This window comes from Acinetobacter sp. WU_MDCI_Abxd143 (genome assembly GCF_025514195.1).
GTDB lineage: Bacteria > Pseudomonadota > Gammaproteobacteria > Pseudomonadales > Moraxellaceae > Acinetobacter > Acinetobacter pittii_H.
Genome location: NZ_JAHPTH010000009.1, coordinates 21455 through 44326, shown reverse-complemented (window position 1 = coordinate 44326; position 22872 = coordinate 21455). Strand labels below are relative to the sequence as shown.

The following is a 22872-nucleotide window of genomic DNA, read 5'->3' as shown; positions in this document are numbered from 1 at the left end:
TTATTCTAAACCCAACATATGAATATCTTTTTGCGCACGGTTATAGTCTTCCATATGACCGATGTCGAGCCAATATTCATGTAAAGGATAGCTCAAGACTTTATTTTTCTTTTCCATTTGCTGTTCTAAGATAGTCGGCATACCAATAAACTGTGCATTAACTTGTGCCAACAATTCAGGGGAAATGACATAAATACCTGTATTAATATCAAAGAAATAACTTGGTTTTTCAGTCATGCTTTGTATTACATTATCTTCAGAGTTAACTACGCCATAAGGAATTTGATATTGGAATTCTCTCACGCACATCGTTGCAATAGCTTCGCGCTTTTCATGAAAGTCCAATAATTTTTCAAAATTCATGTTTGTTAGTACATCACCATTAATCACTATGAATGGTAATTTAATATCTGATGCTGGCAATAAACTCAATGCACCGCCAGTTCCAAGCGGGTCAGTTTCATGTACATATTGGATCTGTACGTCAAACTTCTCACCATTACCAAAATGCTCATTAATCACTTCTGGTAAATAATGAGTAGAAATATAAAATTTATAAAAGCCTTGATTTTTAAAGCTTGAGATAATGGTTTCTAATAAAGGCTTACCACCAACAGGTAACATTGGTTTTGGGCATGTATCTGTCAATGGGCGTAAACGTGTACCAAAACCACCAGCCATAATAAAAACTGGATTTTCTTTACGTTTTTTACGAATCAAATCATCAAGCGTAATAATATTAACGAGTTGGTTATTTTTAATTACTGGTAATGCCAGATAACTTTTTTCACGCATGATCTCAAAAATCTGACGGTTATTTAAGCTACCTTCTTCAATACTATAAGGATTAGTATGCATGATTGTTTCAACAGCTGCATGCACATCTTGGCCTTTTAAAAGCCCTCTACGAATATCACCGTCTGTAATACTTCCGATCAATTGATTATGATCATCAACGACCAAAACAATTCTTAAAGCATATAAATCAAGTAGCTCTAATGCTTTCAAAATTGAATCATTTTTATGCAAAATTATATTATTAACATCTCTAGTCACGACTTAATTCCTTAGCAGGTGATCCAATATAGACCTTATTCGGTTCCGTATGTTTCACAACCACAGCACCCGCGCCTATAACGGAGTTTTCACCTAAATATTTCAATTGCTCTGGACTTTTGCCCGGCAAAATAGCAGCATTTGTTCCAATGTAAGTGCCTTGCTTCAAATGAACACAACCAGACACATTAACACCTGGCATGACAGAAACGTAGTTTTCTAGAATACAGTCATGCCCAATTGTGCTGTTAAAACTTACTATAATAAAATGACCAAAACGACATGAATTTGTAATTCGTGCTCCAACCGCAATTACCACACCTTTACTATTTTCTAACAACTCTCGAATACCATACCCAAGTGATGATTGAGAATGAATCAAATTGGGATAAGGTAAATCGGGATAGGCTTCATATATTCTTTTACGAATCTTTGGATCAGCAACACCGATCGCATATACCGTATCCGTTAATGTCGGTATTACTGATTCAGGCAAAATGGGGAAACCAAGTAAGGTGTCACCATCTTTGGCATTTCTTTCTAAAAAAAATATATGGCGGTAGCCTTGATCTATTGCTAAATCTACTAGCTCTTTTGCAAAGCCACCTGAACCAAAAATCGCTAGTTTTTTCATTTAAATTTCAATAAAGTCGTTCTTTTTAAAGCTACGTTTTGCTTTTGTACCAACAACATCCCAGTACTTATTTGGTTCTAAACAAACGCGACCAGCTCGTTTTGTCGTGACATTGTCAGGGGTTAAAAGCTCCCCTTCCGCAATATCTGTTTTAGCCACAATACTACGACGTACTAGGTAATAATTATCGCTCTCTTGCTCTAGCATAAATTTAATACCATCACCTAAAGCTGCATGTGTTTTATGCAAAATTTCGACATAATGTTTAAATTCATCGGGTTCCATTGATGCTGCGTGGTCTGGGCCAGCCATCGTTTTATCTAATGTAATATGCTTCTCAAAAATGCGAGCACCGAGACTTACCCCAATAACCGCTGCATATTCATCAAGCGTATGATCAGAAAACCCTGTTGCCAAATCAAATACATTTTTTAAAGTTGAAATGGCTTTAAGATTACTTTCTTCAAATAATGCCGGATATTGAGTCACACAGTGTAAAATAGAAACCTGTTCCTTCAACTGTTTACGTACTGAAATTTTAGAATAAGCTTCTCTAAATAACTGCTGAGATGGTCGAACTTCCGTTCCCTTATCAATAACAAAAGCAAATACTGATAAGGCTTGTTCAATATCACCTAGACTCGCCGTTCCTGTAGATAAAATGACATGTTTTTTTGAACATGCAATTTCATAAAGAAATGGTAAGTTTGAAATATCAGCAGATGATACTTTTAAGTAAGGTACATCGATGTCATTTACTAAGAAATTTAAACTGTCAGAGTCAAACGGCGTTGAAATAAAAGTAATTTGATGTTCATCACAAAATTTCTGTATTTCTTCTGTCTGCTCATAAGTGAGCTCTAAACTTTTTACAAGCTCTAATTGGCTTTGGCTAGAACCGGTATTTTCCTTTTGATATGCAGCCATTTCAGTTTGATCAGATAATAAACTATCTGCTTTAAAGGTTTGAAATTTAACAGCGTTCGCACCACAATCTTTGGCTTTTAAAATAAGCTCTTTTGCTAACTCTACAGAGCCATTATGATTTACACCAATTTCTGCAATAACATAAATTTCGTCTTGATTAAAGATCATAAAATGGCGCCTTCTTTTTAAAATCGGTCGTTTTAATAAGTTCAATTATTTTCTGAGAAGTATTGCCTAACCCTAATGGTGGAACAACTTTACTCAATTCATCGTCTGGGAAATTAATTGCTTTTTGCAATGCTCCTAAAATTTCACTTTCGTCTAATCTAACATCAAGTATAGACTCACAACGTAAGCGTCCTTTTTGACGATCACCAATATTTACTGTTGGTACCTGTAATGCTGGAGCTTCTGATAAGCCACTTGATGAGTTCCCAACCATAGCTAAAGCATTTTTCAAAACACTTAAATAGTTTTGAATACCAAAACTCTTTACAAGCAATACACGATCTGGCAACTGTGCTTTTAAATCAAGCATTGCTTTCACAATGTTAGTATTACCATTGTCGGCATTTGGATAACTAAAGACAAAATTGACATCTTTTATTTGCTTAAGTGCATCAAATAAAGGTGCAACATTTTCTTCTAGTAGATTAGTTTCGGGATGATAAGTAATGAGAAAATATGGTTTTGAAAAATCAAAATCATATAATTCACTCAATTCTGCAATATTTTTAAATGTTGTACGCTGGATATGATCTAAGCCTAGGGCGCCGACATTAAAGACTTTTTCTGGTTGCTCGCCTAACTGAATAATTCGTTTCTTATATTCCTCTGCCGCAGCAAAATGGATATTAGACATTTTGGTGATCGCATGACGAATTGATTCGTCATATGCACCTTCAGTGATTTCACCACCGTGCAAATGTGCAACAGGAACATGCATGATTAAAGCAGCTTGCGTCACTGCCAAAGCTTCGAAACGATCACCCAAAACAACTAATAAATCAGGTTGCATACGTTTCAATGCATCTGCAAATCCAAGTAAACCCACACCCATTGACTTCACAACAGCGGACGATGTATCAGATGATAATAGCATTTCTACCGATTCGGTAATTTTGAAACCATCTTGAACAATAGTTTTCCAAGTTTCGCCGTGCTCAGGCGAATAATGCATAGCCGTAGCTAGAATTTGTAACTCTAGCTCTGGATCTTGCTGAATATCTCGCATTAACCAATACAGCAAACCATATTCAGCTCGAGTCCCTGTAAAAACGGCTATTTTTTTCATTCTCATTACTCCAGAGGAACTGAACTTGGAATATTTACGACTCTTTCTTCCAACCATAATGAGTTAGTTAAATCGCCTTGTAATGCAGTTTGGTACATTGGCAATCTGATCATTAAAGTCCAGATTGGGCGAGTCATCACCTTATTTGAATTGGTTTCATCCAAAATCAAATCTCGTTGTGCTTTATCTTTGCAAACAATGGCATTTAACCAATAGTTAGATTGGCAGTCTTCAGGTTCCACAACAAATGAAATATCACTATCTTTAAAGAAATCTTGATATTGCTGAGCTAAATCACGCTTTCTAGCAAGGAAACCTTCCAAGCCTTCCATTTGTGCACAACCTAAAGCAGCATTCAAATTCGGTAAACGGTAGTTAAAACCATTTTCATCATGATAAAACTCATAAGGATGCGGTATTTTTGCAGTTGTCGTAATGTGCTTCGCTCTTATGCCAAGTTCTTCATCTTGACACAAGACCATACCGCCACCGCCTGTAGTGATGACTTTATTTCCGTTAAAGCTAAGTGCTGAAACTAGACCAAAAGTTCCAGTATGTTTCCCTTTGTAGTAAGAACCTAAACTTTCGGCAGCGTCTTCAACTAATGCAATATTCCACTTGGTTACGACCTGTTGAAGCTCATCAATTTCAACAGGATGGCCAAATGTATGCATTGGAACGATTGCAGAAATACGTTTATTCGTTGCTTTGTGTTTACATACACCTTGGTCATCAATAAAAGCATTTTCTTGCAAATAAGCGTCTAATGCTTTTGGACACAAACCGAGTGTCTTCAATGAAACATCAATAAATAATGGTTCCGCACCAATATAAGACAAGGCATTACAAGTTGCGACAAAAGTCAAAGCTTGCGTAATTACGATATCGTCGCGCTTTACACCAGCTAGTAAAAGAGCAATATGTAATGCAGCTGTTCCATTAACAGTCGCAATAGCTTTAGCACAGCCTGTAAATTGTTGAACCTTGGCTTCAAAGTCATTTACATATGCGCCAACACTAGAGACAAAAGTACTATCAATAGTATCTAATACATATTTCTTTTCATTACCCAGAAAACGAGGTTCGTGTAATGGAATAAAATTATTGGTACGATAAATATCTCGTACAAATTGATTAAATTTAGAAGTATCCATTACATTTTCCCATCTAAATATAAACCTGTTTCTTTGTGTCCAAAGTTAGGCATCATATAGTTAAATAGATCAACAATTTCTTCTTTATTCCACTGCTTATTTAAAAGCATTGTATGAATTTTTTCTTCAAATACATGCAACTTGTCTTCTTCAACATTTAGTTCGTTTTTAATAACACCTAAATTATTAAAACGTTGCATATCTAAAGTTTCATTATCAGTAAAGAACTCTTCAAAATCTTTCTCACCCGTAGTTGTGCTTCCAGCAAATAAACAAGGCCATTTCCCTTGTTTTGGCAAAGTCTGAATTAAGCTACGCGCTTCATCCTCAGACTCACACAAATACGGCTCATATCCAAGGTTATTAAGATATTTGACTGCAATATCAGCAAAAGTAATGAGGTGTAAGTGCTCGCTAAGCTTAGGGAAGAAAATATCTCTATTCTCACCTAGTAAACAAGACATGAGGCACAACTCACCTGACTCTTTTGGAGTAACGAAATAACGGCGAATATCATTTGGCGCAGCAATTGGCTGGCTTTTCTGAATACGTTGATTAAAACCATGTAATAAAGAACCATCTGAAAATGCAACATTAGCAAAACGAGCCGTGGAAATATCAATATGCTGACTTTGACGCATAAGGAACATTTCCATAATACGTTTTGAACCACCCATCATATTTACAGGGTTAGCAGCTTTATCTGTTGAAACACAGAAATACTTCTTCACGCCTTTTTCAATAGACTGCTGAATCGTTTTTTCAGTATTCAAAATATTGACATGAATCATTCGCATTAATGTAAATGGATCTTTTTCACTACGTACATGCTTCAAAGCAGAAAGATTTAAAACGTAGTCAAAATCACCATCATTCTGAATATATGCATCATACTCAGCAGAGCCAATATCTAGTGCAAATGTTTGGAAATCACCATCAATATAACCAAACGAGCTACGAATATCACGAACAACTTCTGTTAGGTTATTTTCTGAAATATCAACAACATGTAATTTTTTAGGGTTGCGTTTAAAAATTTCTTTAACAACTGCTTGGCCAATAGATCCAGCCCCACCTAAAACTAAAAACTTTGATGAAGAAACAATTTCGATTAACTTATTATTCCAATGTTGAATATCATCAACAAAAAGCTCTTGTGTTCTGCCAATTAAATTTAATTGAATATCTGTAGACATTATAAAACCCTAATCAAAGTCTAATATTTGAACTTTCTTTATCCAAAACATATTTCAAATCATAAAGTACATGCTTTTCTTTACCTAAAGCATGGAACTCATCAACACTCATGGATTTAAACTGGTTATGTGCTACCGCAATGACGATCGCATCATACAAGCCTTGTTGTAATTCTTTAATTGGCGCTAGGCCATATTCGTGTTGTACTTCTGTATCATCGACCCATGGATCATAGATATCTAAATCTAAATCATACTCTTTCAGAGCTTTAATAAAGTCGACAATTTTTGTATTACGAATATCTGGACAGTTTTCTTTAAAACTAAGACCCATCACCAAAATACGAGCTCCAACAACTTGTATACGCTGTTTCACCATTTCTTTGATAAGTTGGGTTGCCACATGTTCACCCATACGATCATTTAAGCGTCGGGCCGCTAAAATAATTTCCGGATGCAATCCAATAGATTGGGCTTTATGGGTTAAATAATATGGATCTACCCCAATACAGTGTCCACCTACCAACCCAGGACGAAATGGTAAAAAATTCCATTTTGTACCCGCGGCTTTAAGCACATCTTCTGTATCAATATCTAATTTATTAAAAATAAGCGCCAATTCATTAATAAGAGCAATATTGACATCACGTTGGGTGTTCTCAATCACTTTGGCAGCTTCTGCTACTTTTATATTCGGCGCCTTATGAGTTCCTGCCTCAATTATAAGATTGTAGACATCATCAACATAATCAGCGATTTCAGGTGTAGAACCTGAAGTAATTTTTAAAATATTAGTTACGCGGTGAAGCTTATCACCTGGGTTAATTCGCTCAGGGCTATAACCTGCGAAAAAGTCTTGATTAAATTTTAAACCTGAAACTTTTTCCAAAACAGGAATACATACCTCTTCTGTTGCGCCTGGGTATACCGTTGACTCATAAACTACCACATCGCCCTTTTTAAGCACCTGACCAATACTGGTCGATGCTTTAATTAAAGGCGTAAGATCCGGTTGTTTAAAGTCATCAATTGGAGTGGGGACCGTTACAATAAAGAAGTTGCTGTCTTTTAAGTCCTTCAAGTCAGCAGTATAACTTAATTGTTCCGCTTGTTGTAATTCTTGTGGTGACACTTCTAAGGTATGATCTTTACCGTTTTTGAGCTCATCAATACGTTTTTGATAAATATCAAAACCAACAACTGGTACTTTTTTCCCAAACTCAACTGCCAATGGCAAGCCTACATAGCCCAACCCAATAATTGCTATTTTTAAATTGGCAATTTGCATATAAACGAGCCTTTTTCCTTAGAGTTTAATCTAATAAATCATGCTTTTGGCACTGATAATCTAGCGTACTATATCAGATTTTTAGTTATCCCCGCACAGCAATTGTATAAATGTGTTTACAGCATTTATAAGTAGAACTGATGAGTTTAGCTAAAATAATACATTTTTAATATTTCTGGTAAATGACTATAGCTTAGATACCACTATCGGATAAACTAAACATACAAAGCACTACGATTTTCCGGTGTTTTTTCATTTCTTTTCAGCTAGAATCTGTTCATCCTGCGTTTAATAGATACTTGTTAGTATGCAGTGAACAATATCAATTAAAGATAAATACACAAAGGGTTGCGTGTGAAGTATTGCCAGTTTTTTTCTGTTCTTGCCTTAAGTTTGAGTGCTGCCAGTTGTGCAGTCACTTCTGGTTTACAAACTTACGATATTCCAAATGAAGGCGTTTATAGAACCGACCTTGGAACTACGGTTAATGTTGTTAAAATTTCTCAAGAAACGCTTCCAGCAATTCAACCTGCCCAAGTCAACTACCAGCGTGACTATGCAAGCTTATTTAAAAATCAGCAATCTATTTACCGCCTAAGCCCAGGAGATATTCTCTCTATTCAGCTTTGGGCCTACCCTGAAATTACCCCACCTGTAAATAACATTAGTAGCGAACAATCTATTCAAGCGAATGGTTACCCTATTGACCAAAGTGGTTATATTCAGTTCCCATTAGTGGGTCGTTATAAAGCTGCTGGGAAGTCACTCGCTCAAGTTAACCGTGAACTTCACAATCAACTTTCTCGTTTTTTGAAGAACCCTGATGTAGTTGTACGCGTACTATCTTATGAAGGTCAACGCTTCTCTGTGCAAGGCAGTGTCACCAAAGGCGGTCAGTTTTATTTAAGTGATCAACCTGTCAGCATTTATACTGCATTAGGTCTGGCAGGTGGCGTTACTACCACAGGTGATAATACTTATATTCAACTCATTCGGAATGGCCGGACTTATAATTTAAATACGATTGATTTAGAAAAAGCTGGCTATTCACTCCATAAGCTCTTGGTTCAACCCAATGACACAATTTATGTGAGCACACGCGAAAACCAGAAAATTTATGTCATGGGTGAGTCAGGTAAAAACCAAGCTTTACCTATGCGTGACCAAGGCATGACCCTAACGGATGCTTTAGGTGAAAGTTTAGGGATTAACCCGAACTCGGCAAGTGCAAGCCGCATTTATGTAGTACGCACTAACCCAAATGATCACACAACAGAAATTTATCACTTAAATTTAATGAGTATTGGCGACTTTGGTTTAGCAAATCAATTTAGACTACGTAGTAATGATATTGTGTATGTGGATGCGACTGGCTTAACTCGTTGGCAGCGTGTGATTAACCAAATTATTCCATTCTCAAATGCTTTATATAATATAGACCGCTTGGGCCAATAATATTATGCAAATTAAAAATATTTTGGTGGTTTGCATTGGAAATATCTGCCGTAGCCCTATGGCAGAATATTTCTTAAAGCAGCAATATCCCCAATTAAATATTGAGTCTGCTGGCATTTCAGGGCTCGTGGGGCATCAGGCAGACAATAAAGCACAACTTTGTATGCAGCGCTTAGGGATTGACATGCAACCACATGTGGCACGTAAGCTTAACGCTGAACATATTAAAAAAGCCGACCTTATTTTGGTCATGAGTAACAACCAGCAAAAGCATATTGAGCAAACTTGGCCCTTTGCAAAAGGTAAAATCTACCGCTTGGGGCATTGGCAGAACAAAAACGTGCCAGATCCATATCAGCACGATCAAACTATTTTTGATGAAACCTGCCAACTCATACAGCAATGTGTTGCTGACTGGAAACCTTATATTTAACGCCAAGATTTTAAGCTTATGAACCAAAATACAAACACCGAAGATACAATTGATTTAAAAGAATTGTTTTTTTCACTCATTGCTCAGTGGAAGCTAATTGCGCTCTGTATTATTTTAAGCCTTGTGTGCGCTCTGCTCTATTTACGTGTAACGCCAGACACCTATTCGGTTGATGCTTTGGTTCAGGTTGAAGATAGTAAAGGGGCCTCTGCAGCACTTTTAGGCGATTTGTCACAAATGATTGAGCAAAAATCACCCGCTCAAGCAGAAATTGAAATTTTAAAATCTCGTCTGGTTTTGGGTTCAGTCATTAAAGACTTACATCTGAATATACAAGTTTCCAGCACAGAAAATACCCTTACTCATCGTTTATTAAGCGATACTGAATATAAAACCGAATACACCCAAAAATCGGTTTTATTTAAAGACGACTTAAAAAGTTTTGAAATTCGTGAATTTGAAGTACCAGCATACTATTTAGATAAAAATTTACTTCTTAATTTTGATCAACAATCTTTACGTTTAACCGATCCAGAAACAGAAGAGGTTCTATTAACCGTTCCTCTAAATCATGCTAACCGTGTTGCTGGTCCTCACGGAGTTTGGAAAGTTGCCGTCTTTACTAAAGATCAGCTTGATGCAACTTATAACATTACTAATTCATCTTTACCTGCAACTGTAGATGCTATTACTGCTAACTACTCAGTAGGAGAACGCGGTAAGCTTACTGGAGTGCTAGGTTTAAATTATCAGGGTCAAGATAAAGAGCATATCACCAAAGTACTTAATGCAATTTTAGCGACTTATAGTGCACAAAATATTGAACGCCGCTCAGCAGAATCTGCTCAAACATTAAAGTTTTTGGATGAGCAATTACCAGACCTTAAAAAACAACTAGATGATGCTGAACGTCAATTTAATAAGTTCCGTCAACAATACAACACAGTTGATGTCACAAAAGAATCTGAGCTTTATTTAACTCAAAGCATTACATTAGAGACTAAAAAAGCTGAACTTGAACAAAAGCAAGCTGAAATGGTCGCAAAGTACACTGCAGAACACCCAGCAATGCGTGAGATTAATGGACAGCTTGCAGCTATTAATAAACAAATTGGCGAACTCAATAGCACCCTAAAACAATTACCTGATGTACAGCGCCAATATTTACAATTGTATCGTGAAGTAGAAGTCAAAACCCAGCTCTATACTGCGCTTCTCAACTCCTACCAACAACTTCGCATTGCCAAAGCTGGCGAAATTGGTAATGTCCGTATTGTTGATACAGCAGTTGAACCTGTTGAACCAATTAAACCCAAAAAACTGCTCGTTCTAGTTTTATCACTTTTTGTTGGTGGTTTTATTGGAACTTTAATTGCTCTATTGCGTAATATGTTACGTACTGGCATTAAAGACTCTGGTCAAATTGAGAATGAACTAGATTTACCGGTTTATGCAACAGTTCCACGTTCTCCAATTCAAGAAACTCGAATGAATATCTTGAAGAAGAAGAAGAGCATTCCTATCCTTGCTGTTAAAAATAGTGATGATATTGCAATTGAAAGCTTACGTAGCATTCGGACAGCCATTCACTTTGCTTTAACAAATGCTAAGAATAATATCATCATGATTGCTGGCCCTTCTCCAGAAGTGGGCAAATCATTTATTTCGACCAACCTTGCAACTATTTTTGCTCAAGGTGACAAAAAAGTTTTACTGATTGATGCTGACATGCGTCGCGGTTATATGCATAAATATTTTGATGTAGATGTAAAACCTGGTCTTTCTGAACTACTAAGTGGACAGGTAGACTTTCAACAGGTTCTTCACAAAACACAAGTTGCTAACTTAGATGTGATTACTCGTGGTAAGAGCCCAACGAACCCTTCGGAAATCTTAAGCTCTAATCAGTTTAAAGACTTGCTTGAAAAAGTTCAAAGTCAATATGACCACATCATTATTGATACTCCGCCAGTACTTGCAGTAACCGATGGTATTATTATTTCGCAATATACAGGTGTGAACTTAATTGTTGCCCGTTATGCGAAGTCGCAAATGAAAGAGCTGGAATTAACCCTTAACCGCTTTGAACAAGCAGGTGTTAAAGTCAACGGATTTATTCTTAATGACATTCAACGTGCGAGCGCGGGCTACGGTTATGGTTATAACTACGCTTACGCATATAAAGCGCAAAAAGAAGATTAACCGAAAAGTGATAAGAGAACCGGATCAAATGATCCGGTTTTTTATTTAAGATTTTTTTAAGTCTATCCCTACTAAAACTAACTAAAATATATAAAAAACCACTCGTTTTTTTTCTTAAACATTCTATGCTTAAGCATGCTAAGATCAAAAGCAGCCTTTTTAGACTCAAATGATTATTTTTGGAACCTTTTATGAGTAAAGCCTTACCCATTGCTGTCGCTGTAGTTTTAGGCGGTGCTGCACTTGTACCAGTTTATTATGCAAGCCAACATCCGACCACAGAAGTCGGAAGCATAGCAAATAAAAATGCCTCTCCAATTGAAAAAATCAGTTATGTTCTTGGGTACGAAGTTGCTCAGCAAACTCCACCTGAACTAGATACAAAAGCATTTGTGAAAGGGATTCATGATGCTCGTAATAAGCAACCAAGTGCTTATACTCAAGAAGAATTAAAAGCTGCTGTTGCTGCTTATGAAAAAGAGTTGCAACAAAAAATGCAACAGCAAGATAAACCAGAACAAGCTGCTGGAGCAGCGTCTGAATCTGCAGATGTTCAATTCCTTGCAGAAAATAAAACAAAAGCTGGTGTAAAAACTACAGCGTCTGGTTTGCAATACATCATTACTAAAGAAGGCACAGGTAAACAACCAACTGCGCAATCTATGGTTAAGGTACATTACGAAGGCCGTTTAATTAATGGTCAAGTGTTTGATAGTTCTTATAAGCGCGGTGAACCAGTTGAGTTTCCACTCAATCAGGTTATTCCAGGCTGGACAGAAGGGCTTCAACTTATGAAAGAAGGTGGTAAAGCGACGTTCTTCATTCCATCTAATCTTGCTTATGGTCCTCAGGAACTTCCTGGCATTCCAGCAAACAGTACGCTGATTTTTGATGTAGAACTCATTTCAGTGAAATAAAAACATTCAGGAGAGTAAAGCAGTACTCTCCTTTTTTTGGAAAACGGCATGAAAAAAATTGGTTTAATTATTGCAACATCAACAATGAGTTTATCTGTTTTTGCTGCTGCACCTATTACAAATAAAAGCCCGGCGAAAGAACAATTTAGCTATAGCTATGGCTATTTGATGGGCCGTAATAATACTGATGCATTAAAAGATCTGAATCTAGATATTTTTTATCAAGGCCTACAGGAAGGTGCTCAGAGTAAAACAGCACGCTTAACTGATGAAGAAATGGCGAAAGCGATTAATGATTATAAAAAAACTTTAGAAGCTAAGCAGCTTGTTGAATTTCAAAAAGTAGGTCAACAAAATGCTCAAGCAGGTGCTGCATTTCTTGCTGATAATGCAAAAAAATCAGGTGTAATCACGACTAAATCAGGTCTCCAATATCAAATATTAAAAGAAGGTACAGGCAAAAAGCCGAAAGCCGCATCACGTGTGAAAGTGAATTATGAAGGTCGCTTACTCGACGGAACTGTATTTGACAGCTCAATCGCACGTAATCATCCAGTTGAGTTTCAGCTCAGCCAAGTGATTGCAGGCTGGACCGAAGGTCTGCAAACCATGAAAGAAGGCGGTAAAACTCGTTTCTTTATCCCTGCCAATCTTGCTTACGGTGAAGTCGGGGCAGGTGACACGATTGGTCCAAACAGCACTTTAATTTTCGATATTGAATTGCTACAAGTTTTGCCAAAATAAATGTATTAGTATAAAAAAGCGATCATTTAAGATCGCTTTTTTATTTTTAGTGTTTTAAATCTCTAGGTCGAAAACCCGTAAGGATTAACCCGATCAGGTAAGCAATTATCCCAACTACGCATAGCCCTACGACTTCGGCAACACGAAGCCACTGTGAAAGCTCTCCGTTATACCAATTGAGCCCAAACCAAAGTGCTGCAATCATAGCAAGGTTTGCTAAACCATATTGAAGTCCTAATTTTTTCCAATGCGGACCAAATCGGAAAATATTACGCTTATGCAAATAGAAGTAGAGTAAACCAGCATTTACTAACGCTGAACCTGAAGATGCTAGTGCAAGTGCCATATGTTCTGCATGCCAATCAATAAGCTTAAAGAAGCCAATAAATACAACGTTTAAAATCGCATTAGCTGCGACCGACATTAAGCCTACGCGCACTGGTGTTTTTGTGTCTTGTTGTGCATAAAAACCTGGTGCGAATACTTTAATGAGCATGAAAGAAATTACACCAGCACTCATACATTGCAATGCTAGAGCTGTCATTTGTGTATCACGTAAATCAAACTCACCGCGCTGGAATAATGCTTGAATAATCGGTGTTGAAAGCATAAATAAAGCAATACTTGCCGGCAATCCTACCAATACAATGACTTTTGCAGCCCAATCGATCATACTGCGGAACTTTGCTTGATCCTGCTCTGCATGACGGGCAGAAAGCGAAGGCAAAATTACTGTGCCAATCGCAACACCGATTAAACCTAAAGGTAACTCAGTCATACGTTCGGCACTATAGAGCCAAGATACAGAACCATCTTGCATAAAGGATGCCCAAATCGTATTTAACAGCAGGTTAATCTGAGTCACAGATACGCCAAATAATGCAGGGAGCATTAGTTTTAAAATACGCTCTACACCCTCGTGTTTAAAATCAACCTTAGGTGGAATCAGCAGATTCTTACGCCACAATTCAGGAATTTGTATCGCTAACTGTAATACCCCAGCTGCAACAACTGACCAACCCAAAGCTTTGATTGGCTCAGCCATATACGGCGTAAGCCACCACGCTCCTGCAATCATTGCCACATTTAATAAAACTGGTGAAAAAGCAGGCGAAGCAAACGAGCCATAACTATTTAAGATGCTGCTGGCAAAAGCCGTGAGCGACATAAACATTAAATAAGGAATGGTCAAACGGAACATGCTGACAGCTAAATCGAACTTTTCCGGATCGCTGTGGAAGCCCGGTGCGTACATATAGATAATTGCAGGTGCTAAAACCATAGCCACAAAAGTCAGTAAGGTCATGACTGTTAGCAAGCAACCAAATACTCGACTAATTAAAATCTGTACTTCAGCGTGTGCTCGACCTGTTTTATATTCAGTTAATACTGGAATAAAGGCCTGAGAAAAGGCGCCTTCGGCAAACAATCGGCGAAAGAAGTTGGGAATACGAAAAGCGACGACGAAGGTATCAAAATCTTTACCTGCACCAAACACGTTGAGCAATACGACGTCACGCACGAGCCCTAACACTCGTGACAACATCGTCATTGCACTGACAATAAAAGTCGATCGCCACAATGCCATCGCACTCACCTACAGCTATATTCGAAAGACGCTATTGTAATGAAACTAGAAAATCTTTTCGTTGTGAAATGATGAACAAACTCAAGTTTTTTTCTGAGCTAACAATTGTCTAAAGTGCTGCCATTTAAAATAAGGTCCCGGATCGGTTTTTCGGCCAGGAGCAACATCTGAATGCCCTGCAATATGGTTTTTAATTTCAGGATAAGCTTGGCGAATAGCGGTAACAACGTCAGTTAGCACTTCATATTGTACGTCTTCAAAAGGTAAATCATCACTTCCTTCAAGCTCAATACCAATTGAATAGTCATTGCATTCAACTTTAGCTAAATAGCTCGAACGTCCTGCATGCCATGCTCTCTCGTTAAAATTAACAAACTGTAGGACTTCACCTGTACGTAAAATTAACAGATGTGTAGAAACTTGCATGCTTTCAATAGTCTGAAAATAAGGATGAATTGACCAATCTAACTTGTTTTGAAAAAACTGCTCAATATAGCCGCCTCCAAATTGAGACGGCGGCAAACTAATATTATGAACCACAATCATTTGAATTTCGGTACCAGTCGGACGCTGGTTAAAATTTGGAGAAGGGATTTGTCTCGCCCCTTTTAATTGTCCATCTATAACTTCATACGGTGTGATTTGCTTCATTGAGACGCCAATAAATTGCTTGCCAATTATTTTAGTTTAAAACAGTTATGAGCTTTTCAAAGTAGTAAATGCGATTGTTTATCGCGATTAATCTCATAAAACAGCTTATTTTTCAGGTCGACGATGCTAATATATCGCAAGTTTTAGGGTCATCGACAAAATGGAAACCGTATGAGCATACCTCAGTCTTTGCTTGAACAATCAATTCAAATCAATATTCAACAAGCATTACAAGAAGATATTGGGGACGGTGACATTACCGCCATGCTCACGCTAGAAGATGAACAGGCTACCGCAACCATCATTAGCCGCGAAGATATGGTTTTAGCTGGACAACCGTGGGTAAATGCACTCATCTCAGCTTATGACAACACTGTACAGGTGATTTGGTTAAAACAAGAAGGTGAGCGTGTTACTGCAAACGAAGCATTTTTAAAGCTTGCAGGTTCTGCACGTAGCTTACTGACCGTAGAGCGCCCTGCTTTAAACTTTATTCAAACTTTATCGGCTGTTGCAACCAAAACTGCTGAATATGTTCAGCATCTTGAAGGTTTAAATACAAAACTTCTCGATACACGTAAAACCCTACCAGGCTTACGTATTGCTCAAAAATATGCGGTTGCTATTGGCGGCGGACAAAACCATCGTCTTGGTTTATTTGATGCGTTCTTAATTAAAGAAAACCATATTATGGCGGCGGGCGGTATTGCCCAAGCAATTGCAAAAGCACATCAAATTGCGCCAGGCAAACCTGTTGAAGTAGAAGTTGAAACTTGGGATGAACTAAACCAAGCGCTTGAAGCTGGTGCGGACATTGTCATGCTCGACAATTTTAGCCAACAGCAAATGATTGATGCCGTAAAACATGTGGCGGGACGCTGTAAACTCGAAGCATCTGGCAATATCACTATTGAAAACTTGCGTGAAGTTGCCACAACTGGCGTTGACTATATTTCTATGGGCGTCCTAACTAAAGACGTTAGAGCTGTTGATTTATCTATGCGTTTTAATGCTTAGATAAAATCTGCGTCATTATTGGTATTTTTTTGCGACTTGGTCATGTCTGCCGCTTGTGTTTTCTGCCATGCTGACTGAGTCGCTTGTGCCCCACCATCACGTGGGTCGGCAGCCATTAAAACAAATGTAACGACTGCTAATAATACAATAAAACCTTGTAGCATAAATTTTCCCCATTACTTTAAAAATCAGGGTTTCAAGATAAAAGATAAATATGACTAGGCTTAGGAGATTCTGTTACAAAAGGTAAGTCTTTATTTTTATTATTCATCTATACGACAGCATATTCCCACATAATATTTTATATCAACAGCATAACTCCCTTTATTTATTATCGTGACATGGATATCTCTTTTCCTACGCGACAGAGTCTTATCGCTTAGAATTTTTTGCCAACAGCCCATTCTGTTACTTTGGTTGCGCCCTGAGTGGCGGCTAAAGCCACGTAAGACCAAAGGCATTGTCATCTGCAAAACCTGCCCACTTTCATCCTCTATCTTATTTTGTTGCAAAAATAAGATTCTTATAGATTATAGACAGGTTGCAGATGACTTTTAGCACCAGTTAATGAGGTATAAATTTCAATACCTACATTAAGGGAAATAACTTACCAACCTAAGACTCTAAATAACCCATATATGGATCAGAAATTGAATCTTCTTGAGTTTCAATACGACCTGCAAAACGACGACTAAACGTAGCGTCATCAGCTAAAGTCACAGTAAAGTCATACCAGCCACCAAATTCAGACATATCCCAAACTAGTTCTTTTTCAGAACTATTCGTTTCAATCGTCCATGTCTTGTTTGGAAGATAAGCATTTGCCTTGACGTTGATTTTGACTGATTTATTACCATCGTGACGAACTTTTAAATACAAATTCGCATCACACTCTTCCACACATACTCTAATTTCCGGTAATGCTTGAGTCTGGTTAGCTTGGCTCAAATTACCTTTAAACGCACGGTGGAAACCATTTGGTCCAAGTACCCATAAATCGTACTGTCCATTTGCAGTATTCCATACATCATCAAGCTGTTTACCCGCTTCAACCATATAACGACGTGGAATTGCCGTAAGATCTAATCTGTTATAGACATGGAAAACGGCTGCCTGTTTACCCGTATTAGAGAACATGAGCTTTACCGTTTTTTTAGTCGCATCAACTTTGGCACTGGTGTGCAAAATATATGGCAAAGCCCGTGATGGTCTAATCCCCATTTCCTGCTGAGGAAATTGCTGTTGGCTTGGAACAGAAACTTGCGGCAATAATTCTTGAGCAATACGAATTGCATCGGCTTCAGCTTTTGTTTTTTTCCCCTCTAGTTCAGCGACAGGTAGAAGATTCGGTGTTTTAAAGTCAAAAGCTGTGGTTAAATCACCACATACAGCACGGCGGTATGGACTAATGTTAGGCTCTTGCACACCAAAGCGCTTTTCTAAGAACTGTAAAATAGAGGTATGGTCAAAGACTTGAGAGTTTACCCATCCTCCACGGCTCCACGGTGAAATCACATACATTGGAACGCGTACGCCTGGTCCATACACTCGACCATCTGGCGTAGGTTGAGATTTTGAAGCCGCTACTGCGGGATGGTCAAAATATTCATAAGCTAGTTGCTGATCACTTAAAGTCGTTTTTCCATATACGACACCTTTAATATCTTTAGACGGTGCACTTGGTGAAGGAATATGGTCAAAGAAACCGTCATTTTCATCGAAGTTTACCAATAAAACAGTTTGGCTCCACAGCTCAGGATTTTCAGTTAATGCATTTAATACTTCCTGAATATACCAAGCACCTTGTACAGGACTAGATGGCCCCGGATGTTCACTGTAAGTTGCAGGAGCAACTAACCAACTCACCTGCGGTAATTTACCTTGTGCGATATCAGCTTTAAAAGTTCCTAAAAACCCCCCGTCCGGCATGGTATTGGCAATACCTTTGTAAAGTGGTTGAGTCGCATCAATCTTTTCATCATATGCTGGGCACGTTAGCGCATCGTTACTGACAGGCTGACCAGATTGCTCGTTTGCACGGCGATATTGCTTGAAACCAGCTAAAGGATTATCGGTAAAGTTATCTGGCATGTTTTGATAAACTTTCCATGTCACCCCAGCCTGCTGTAAGCGCTCAGGATAAGTCGTCCATTCATAACCTTTTGTTGATGGCCCAATCCCATCAAATTCATTTACTACACTAGCCACACCTGCACCTGTAGGGCCATTTGTTCCCGTCCAGATAAATTTACGATTCGGGTTAGTTCCCGCATGCATAGCACAATGGTAGGCATCACAAATCGTAAAAGCATTCGCTAAAGCAAACTGATATTCGACTTCTTGTTTTTTGTAGTAACCCATTGACTGTGGTTGTTTGTGTGCTACCCAATCACTCATTCGACCATTGTCCCAAGCTCCTTGACCATCTGACCATGAATGATTTGTACCAGTAACACGCTGAGCATTGCCTAAACGACTATCTAAGTGGTATGGCAATACTTTCTTTTTATTCGCATCATATTGTTCCCAAACCTTTCGGCCTTCTGTCATAGGAATGGTAAAACGGTCACCAAAACCACGTACACCTTTTAATGTTCCGAAATAATTATCGAAAGAACGGTTTTCCTGAGTCAAAATGACGATGTGTTTAACATCTTGAATTGTTCCACTTTCAACTTTGGCGTCAATTGCTAACGCTTTTTGAATACTCAGCGGGAAACTCGCTAGAGCAGCTGTCCCAAACATTGTTTTTGTAGAGTTTAAAAGAAATTCGCGACGATTCATTAGTTCTATCCTGAGTTCTTATTATGGTGCACAGTGCATTTTGCAATTACTGGTGGGCGGTGTTGTTGGCGATGAATTATCTGAGTCGTTATCATCGTTACAAGCACTGAGCATAAGCGCTAAAGATGTAATGAATAAAAGTGAAAGTTTTCGCATTGATTTTTTCCAAACGGTTTAAATGCGAACTACTAATAAAGCGTAAAAGTGACAGGCAAGTGATGTTTTTATGTCGATTTGATGAAGGCATAAAAAAACGCATCCAAAGATGCGTTTTTTAGAAAGCGTAAAATTACCAGCCTAAAGCTTCTTGTTGCTTTTTAATGAGCTCGGCAATCCCTTTTTCAGCCATTTCTAACATGGCATTGCTTTGAGCGCGGGTAAACGGTTTGTCTTCGGCAGTACCTTGAATTTCAATAAACTCACCAGCTTGTGTCATTACTACATTTAGGTCAGTTTGACAGTTCGAGTCTTCTTCATAGCAAAGATCGAGCAACACTTCGTCTTGATACATGCCTACAGAAATTGCAGCAACCAACCCTTTAAGCGGATCATGCTTAATTTTCTTTTGAGACAATAAAACATTCATCGCATCAACCAATGCTACAGCAGCACCAGTGATTGAAGCAGTACGCGTACCACCATCAGCCTGAATGACATCACAGTCGATGGTAATTGTGTTTTCACCAAGCTTTTTCAAATCAACCATCGCACGTAAGCTACGGCCAATCAAACGTTGGATTTCTTGAGTACGACCAGTTTGTTTACCACGAGCCGCTTCACGGTCACAACGTGAATGTGTTGAACGCGGTAACATGCCATATTCTGCCGTTACCCAGCCTTGGCCTTGGCCTTTTAAAAAGCGTGGCACTGAGTTATCAATGCTTGCAGTACAAAGGACTTTGGTGTGACCAAATTCGACCAGCACAGAACCTTCAGCATAACGGGTGTAGTTTCGTGTAATTTTCACTTCACGTAATTGGTCTAATGCACGTTGGTCAATACGCATAATCCTTCCTAACTTCTCTTAAATACAAACTTGGGCATAGTATAGCAAAGGATTTTGACAGGTTGAGTTTATTCCCTACTTTCAAATGTAAGTCTGCAATTTTTATAATTCAAAAATAAAAATAGCCCCTAAAAAGGAGCTATTTTGAAATAATTTAGATTATGCAAACTTGAATTTTGCTTTTAACTTTTCCAATGCCTGCATCACTTTTCCAGTGGTATGGTTTGGCAGTGAACATTTCGCTAAACGTACCCATACACTCCAGAACTGGCGCATAAAGTTCGCCTCGTTGTAGTTAATGCCATATTCTGCGCAAAGTGCTTTAATTTTCGGGGCTACTTCTTTATAGCGGTTAGCTGGCATATCTGGAAATAAATGGTGTTCAATTTGATGGCTTAAGTTACCGCTCATAAAATGCAGCCATTCTGTACCACTAAAATTACTTGAACCACGAATCTGGCGTAAATACCACTCTGCCTTGGTTTCAGTATCGGTATTATCTGGTTCAAACGTTTCTGCATCTTCAGTAAAGTGACCATTAAAGATCACCGCAGATGACCACAAATTCCGAATAATATTCGCAACTACATTTCCTGCAAAAACTGGTAAAAACATAGGACCAGAGATGACAGGGAAAAATACATAGTCTTTTAAAACTTGGCGTGTGGCTTTTTTACGTACTTTAGCCGAATCTTTCCAAACCTGTTTCCAACTCTTGGTTTTATAAACTAAAGCATCTTCAAGATGTAAGTTTTGCACGCCTACATACCATTCAAAGAAAAACATTAATTGTAGACCGAGTGGAATATTAAACAGGTGGCGAGGTTCCCACTTCTGTTGATCACTTACTCGCAAAATGCCATAACCGACATCATGGTCTTTACCGACAATATTGGTATAGGTGTGGTGCACATAGTTATGTGTTTCACGCCAGTCATCACCCGAAGCAATGGTATCCCAATCGTAAGTATTACCGTTCAGGCTTGGTTCATTTAACCAGTCAAACTGCCCGTGCATGACGTTATGACCAAGTTCCATGTTTTCTACAATTTTAGAAATGCCTAATAAGCCTGTGCCTAGTAGCCAAACAGGCGGAATCCACCCACCAAACATCAACATGCCACGTGATGCGATTTCGGTATAGCGAACAAAATTACGTACTTTGTAGATATATTTTGCATCTTGCTCACCAAGACTTTGCATAACGTCTTGACGAATCTGCTCAACACGGCGACCAAACTCTTCAGTCTGTTCAGGTGTTAAATGAGCAGATTTAGAAACAGTAGAAAATTCTAATGCCATATTCATAGGGTTAATCCTCTTTAATTCTTTTTATAGATCAATCGTGACTGGGCTTAATGCCTGGCTCACGCATAGTTTAATTGGACGGTTCGGTTGATCTTCAATTTCACCAGTTAACAGGTTTTGAGTGACTCCGCTTACCTTGGTACAGCTGCATTTATTGCAGACACCCATACGGCAACCATGTTGTGGGCGTAAACCAGCTTGCTCTGCACTGCTCAGTAAATTTGTTTCAGCTAAAAACTCGTGTTGAGCACGGCGGAAAATAACAGGCTGTGCTACATGTGTACCAGTCACTTGAAGTGGCTGAAAATACTCTTGATGAAGCTGCGACTGAGCACCTTTTTGTATATAAATTTCATTCGCCTGCTGCATCATGCCGTGATGACCACAAACATAAGTTGCTGTATGCTCGAAATCTGGAACCAGCTTTTGCAGTAAGCTTTTAGTTAAATGCTGTTTCTGCTCGCTGGTATTAAAAAAGTGATATTGAAGCTGTGGGTGCTGTTCTGCCAAAGCTTTTAATTCAGCATGAAAAATTTCCGCACGATTAAAATAAATGACATGAATTTGTTCAAGTTGCTGTTTTAAAGCTTGCTGCAAGAGTGAATAAATTGCAGTTATACCGCTTCCGGATGCAATTAAAATGGCAGGCTGTTGGCCTTGATGCAAAGTGAAATCACCTTGTGGCTGTGAAATTTCAACACACTCACCCACATGTAACAGTTGAGCTGCACGAGACACCAAGCCTTGGACTTTAATACCTAAAGCAATTTCACCTTGCGTTGTCACTTCAATAATCGAGTAACTACGTTGTTGGTAAACGCCATCGATAAGTAAAGTCAGTAAAATACTTTGACCTGCGCGGACCTGATCGAAATTAAAATTACGATTTGGTTTAAGTCTAATGAGCACCATATCGGTATGAAGTGGCTGAACGGCGGTAACTTCTGCAAGTACCCTTTTCCACGCCCAAGTCACGTTAATTTTCTGCAAGACAAAATCAACGAAATCTTCTCGAACCCAATGTGGCTGATAACTAAGTGTTGCGTTCATACGTTCCTCTTTTGTATCTGGCTATTTATTTGAGTGAACACATGTTCGTATAGTGAACACATGTTCGTATAGTGAACACATGTACACTATATTTATAACCGTTCACTCAGTCAACACTTGTTCACTATTTTTTTTATGAAAGTTTGCTCTTTTTTGTTAGACTTTGGC

At 38.3% G+C, this 22872-nt stretch carries 20 protein-coding genes; 6 read left to right on the top strand and 14 right to left on the bottom strand.

Translation table 11 applies throughout. The features are described from left to right. From KTI79_RS14660 to tviB, 7 genes are read right to left on the bottom strand one after another with little or no spacing between them, the layout of a single operon-like run. Positions 1 to 1056: a nucleotidyltransferase family protein gene (locus KTI79_RS14660; protein WP_002063376.1), complete on the bottom strand. Its 1056-nt coding sequence runs from the start codon at positions 1054 to 1056 to the stop codon at positions 1 to 3. Further along, complete coding sequence (locus tag KTI79_RS14655; RefSeq protein ID WP_086376361.1) at positions 1049 to 1690, bottom strand: sugar O-acyltransferase; 642 nt, start codon at positions 1688 to 1690, stop codon at positions 1049 to 1051. The genes KTI79_RS14660 and KTI79_RS14655 overlap by 8 nt, the downstream gene beginning before the upstream one ends. After that, entirely contained in the window at positions 1691 to 2785 is a 1095-nt protein-coding gene (locus KTI79_RS14650) for an N-acetylneuraminate synthase family protein (protein ID WP_086376360.1), read from the bottom strand. Further along, a complete protein-coding gene (gene neuC / locus KTI79_RS14645; RefSeq protein ID WP_086376359.1) occupies positions 2775 to 3911 on the bottom strand; it encodes a UDP-N-acetylglucosamine 2-epimerase in 1137 nt (378 codons plus the stop codon). Before neuC ends, KTI79_RS14650 begins: the two co-directional genes overlap by 11 nt. Positions 3912 to 3916: 5 nt before the next feature. Further along, positions 3917 to 5065: a LegC family aminotransferase gene (locus KTI79_RS14640; RefSeq protein ID WP_086376358.1), complete on the bottom strand. Its 1149-nt coding sequence runs from the start codon at positions 5063 to 5065 to the stop codon at positions 3917 to 3919. Continuing rightward, positions 5065 to 6261, bottom strand: a complete 1197-nt coding sequence (locus tag KTI79_RS14635; protein WP_086376357.1) for a UDP-N-acetylglucosamine 4,6-dehydratase — start codon at positions 6259 to 6261, stop codon at positions 5065 to 5067. The genes KTI79_RS14640 and KTI79_RS14635 overlap by 1 nt, the downstream gene beginning before the upstream one ends. Positions 6262 to 6274: 13 nt before the next feature. Beyond that, positions 6275 to 7549, bottom strand: a complete 1275-nt coding sequence (gene tviB, locus KTI79_RS14630; RefSeq protein ID WP_086376356.1) for a Vi polysaccharide biosynthesis UDP-N-acetylglucosamine C-6 dehydrogenase TviB — start codon at positions 7547 to 7549, stop codon at positions 6275 to 6277. A gap of 354 nt (positions 7550 to 7903) precedes the next feature. On the opposite strand from tviB, the gene KTI79_RS14625 reads away from it, so the two are divergent. From KTI79_RS14625 to KTI79_RS14605, 5 genes are all read left to right on the top strand, one after another. Beyond that, positions 7904 to 9004 carry a polysaccharide biosynthesis/export family protein gene (locus tag KTI79_RS14625; RefSeq protein ID WP_086376355.1) on the top strand — a complete coding sequence of 367 codons (1101 nt, stop codon included), beginning with the start codon at positions 7904 to 7906 and terminating at the stop codon, positions 9002 to 9004. Positions 9005 to 9008: 4 nt separating this feature from the next. After that, the gene (locus tag KTI79_RS14620) at positions 9009 to 9437 is read left to right on the top strand and encodes a low molecular weight protein-tyrosine-phosphatase (RefSeq protein ID WP_086376354.1); all 429 of its coding nucleotides are present in this window, start codon (positions 9009 to 9011) and stop codon (positions 9435 to 9437) included. Between the two features lie 18 nt (positions 9438 to 9455). Further along, on the top strand, positions 9456 to 11639 hold the full coding sequence (locus tag KTI79_RS14615; RefSeq protein ID WP_086376353.1) for a polysaccharide biosynthesis tyrosine autokinase: 2184 nt from the start codon (positions 9456 to 9458) through the stop codon (positions 11637 to 11639). Between the two features lie 191 nt (positions 11640 to 11830). After that, positions 11831 to 12556 carry an FKBP-type peptidyl-prolyl cis-trans isomerase gene (locus KTI79_RS14610; protein WP_086376352.1) on the top strand — a complete coding sequence of 242 codons (726 nt, stop codon included), beginning with the start codon at positions 11831 to 11833 and terminating at the stop codon, positions 12554 to 12556. A 48-nt stretch (positions 12557 to 12604) separates the two neighbouring features. Then, entirely contained in the window at positions 12605 to 13300 is a 696-nt protein-coding gene (locus KTI79_RS14605; protein WP_199964132.1) for an FKBP-type peptidyl-prolyl cis-trans isomerase, read from the top strand. A gap of 46 nt (positions 13301 to 13346) precedes the next feature. On the opposite strand, the gene murJ is transcribed toward KTI79_RS14605, so the two are convergent. Continuing rightward, entirely contained in the window at positions 13347 to 14897 is a 1551-nt protein-coding gene (murJ, locus tag KTI79_RS14600; protein ID WP_170248985.1) for a murein biosynthesis integral membrane protein MurJ, read from the bottom strand. Between the two features lie 72 nt (positions 14898 to 14969). Continuing rightward, positions 14970 to 15539, bottom strand: a complete 570-nt coding sequence (gene ampD / locus KTI79_RS14595) for a 1,6-anhydro-N-acetylmuramyl-L-alanine amidase AmpD (protein ID WP_086376349.1) — start codon at positions 15537 to 15539, stop codon at positions 14970 to 14972. Between the two features lie 171 nt (positions 15540 to 15710). Between ampD and nadC the strand changes: the two genes are divergently transcribed. Next, positions 15711 to 16556 carry a carboxylating nicotinate-nucleotide diphosphorylase gene (gene nadC / locus KTI79_RS14590; RefSeq protein WP_086376348.1) on the top strand — a complete coding sequence of 282 codons (846 nt, stop codon included), beginning with the start codon at positions 15711 to 15713 and terminating at the stop codon, positions 16554 to 16556. Here nadC and KTI79_RS14585 read toward each other — a convergent pair. From KTI79_RS14585 to KTI79_RS14565, 5 genes are all read right to left on the bottom strand, one after another. Beyond that, positions 16553 to 16720, bottom strand: a complete 168-nt coding sequence (locus tag KTI79_RS14585; protein ID WP_000938938.1) for a hypothetical protein — start codon at positions 16718 to 16720, stop codon at positions 16553 to 16555. The genes nadC and KTI79_RS14585 overlap by 4 nt on opposite strands. A gap of 451 nt (positions 16721 to 17171) precedes the next feature. Beyond that, a complete protein-coding gene (locus tag KTI79_RS14580; protein WP_086376347.1) occupies positions 17172 to 19340 on the bottom strand; it encodes a phosphocholine-specific phospholipase C in 2169 nt (722 codons plus the stop codon). Positions 19341 to 19629: 289 nt separating this feature from the next. Further along, positions 19630 to 20346, bottom strand: coding sequence for a ribonuclease PH (rph, locus tag KTI79_RS14575; RefSeq protein ID WP_002120794.1), 717 nt, complete (start codon positions 20344 to 20346; stop codon positions 19630 to 19632). A gap of 159 nt (positions 20347 to 20505) precedes the next feature. Beyond that, positions 20506 to 21648: a fatty acid desaturase family protein gene (locus KTI79_RS14570; protein ID WP_086376406.1), complete on the bottom strand. Its 1143-nt coding sequence runs from the start codon at positions 21646 to 21648 to the stop codon at positions 20506 to 20508. Between the two features lie 30 nt (positions 21649 to 21678). After that, entirely contained in the window at positions 21679 to 22704 is a 1026-nt protein-coding gene (locus KTI79_RS14565) for a ferredoxin reductase (protein WP_086376346.1), read from the bottom strand. Between the last annotated feature and the right edge of the window lie 168 nt (positions 22705 to 22872).

Bases quoted from the DNA above. Each gene is read 5' to 3' on its own strand.
- nadC (WP_086376348.1), top strand. From the start codon at position 15,711: ATGAGCATACCTCAGTCTTTGCTTGAACAATCAATTCAAATCAATATT.
- KTI79_RS14655 (WP_086376361.1), bottom strand. From the start codon at position 1,690: ATGAAAAAACTAGCGATTTTTGGTTCAGGTGGCTTTGCAAAAGAGCTA.
- neuC (WP_086376359.1), bottom strand. From the start codon at position 3,911: ATGAAAAAAATAGCCGTTTTTACAGGGACTCGAGCTGAATATGGTTTG.
- KTI79_RS14650 (WP_086376360.1), bottom strand. From the start codon at position 2,785: ATGATCTTTAATCAAGACGAAATTTATGTTATTGCAGAAATTGGTGTA.
- KTI79_RS14635 (WP_086376357.1), bottom strand. From the start codon at position 6,261: ATGTCTACAGATATTCAATTAAATTTAATTGGCAGAACACAAGAGCTT.
- tviB (WP_086376356.1), bottom strand. From the start codon at position 7,549: ATGCAAATTGCCAATTTAAAAATAGCAATTATTGGGTTGGGCTATGTA.
- KTI79_RS14580 (WP_086376347.1), bottom strand. From the start codon at position 19,340: ATGAATCGTCGCGAATTTCTTTTAAACTCTACAAAAACAATGTTTGGG.
- KTI79_RS14620 (WP_086376354.1), top strand. From the start codon at position 9,009: ATGCAAATTAAAAATATTTTGGTGGTTTGCATTGGAAATATCTGCCGT.
- ampD (WP_086376349.1), bottom strand. From the start codon at position 15,539: ATGAAGCAAATCACACCGTATGAAGTTATAGATGGACAATTAAAAGGG.
- KTI79_RS14615 (WP_086376353.1), top strand. From the start codon at position 9,456: ATGAACCAAAATACAAACACCGAAGATACAATTGATTTAAAAGAATTG.
- KTI79_RS14585 (WP_000938938.1), bottom strand. From the start codon at position 16,720: ATGCTACAAGGTTTTATTGTATTATTAGCAGTCGTTACATTTGTTTTA.
- rph (WP_002120794.1), bottom strand. From the start codon at position 20,346: ATGCGTATTGACCAACGTGCATTAGACCAATTACGTGAAGTGAAAATT.
- KTI79_RS14605 (WP_199964132.1), top strand. From the start codon at position 12,605: ATGAAAAAAATTGGTTTAATTATTGCAACATCAACAATGAGTTTATCT.
- KTI79_RS14570 (WP_086376406.1), bottom strand. From the start codon at position 21,648: ATGGCATTAGAATTTTCTACTGTTTCTAAATCTGCTCATTTAACACCT.
- KTI79_RS14565 (WP_086376346.1), bottom strand. From the start codon at position 22,704: ATGAACGCAACACTTAGTTATCAGCCACATTGGGTTCGAGAAGATTTC.
- KTI79_RS14640 (WP_086376358.1), bottom strand. From the start codon at position 5,065: ATGGATACTTCTAAATTTAATCAATTTGTACGAGATATTTATCGTACC.
- KTI79_RS14610 (WP_086376352.1), top strand. From the start codon at position 11,831: ATGAGTAAAGCCTTACCCATTGCTGTCGCTGTAGTTTTAGGCGGTGCT.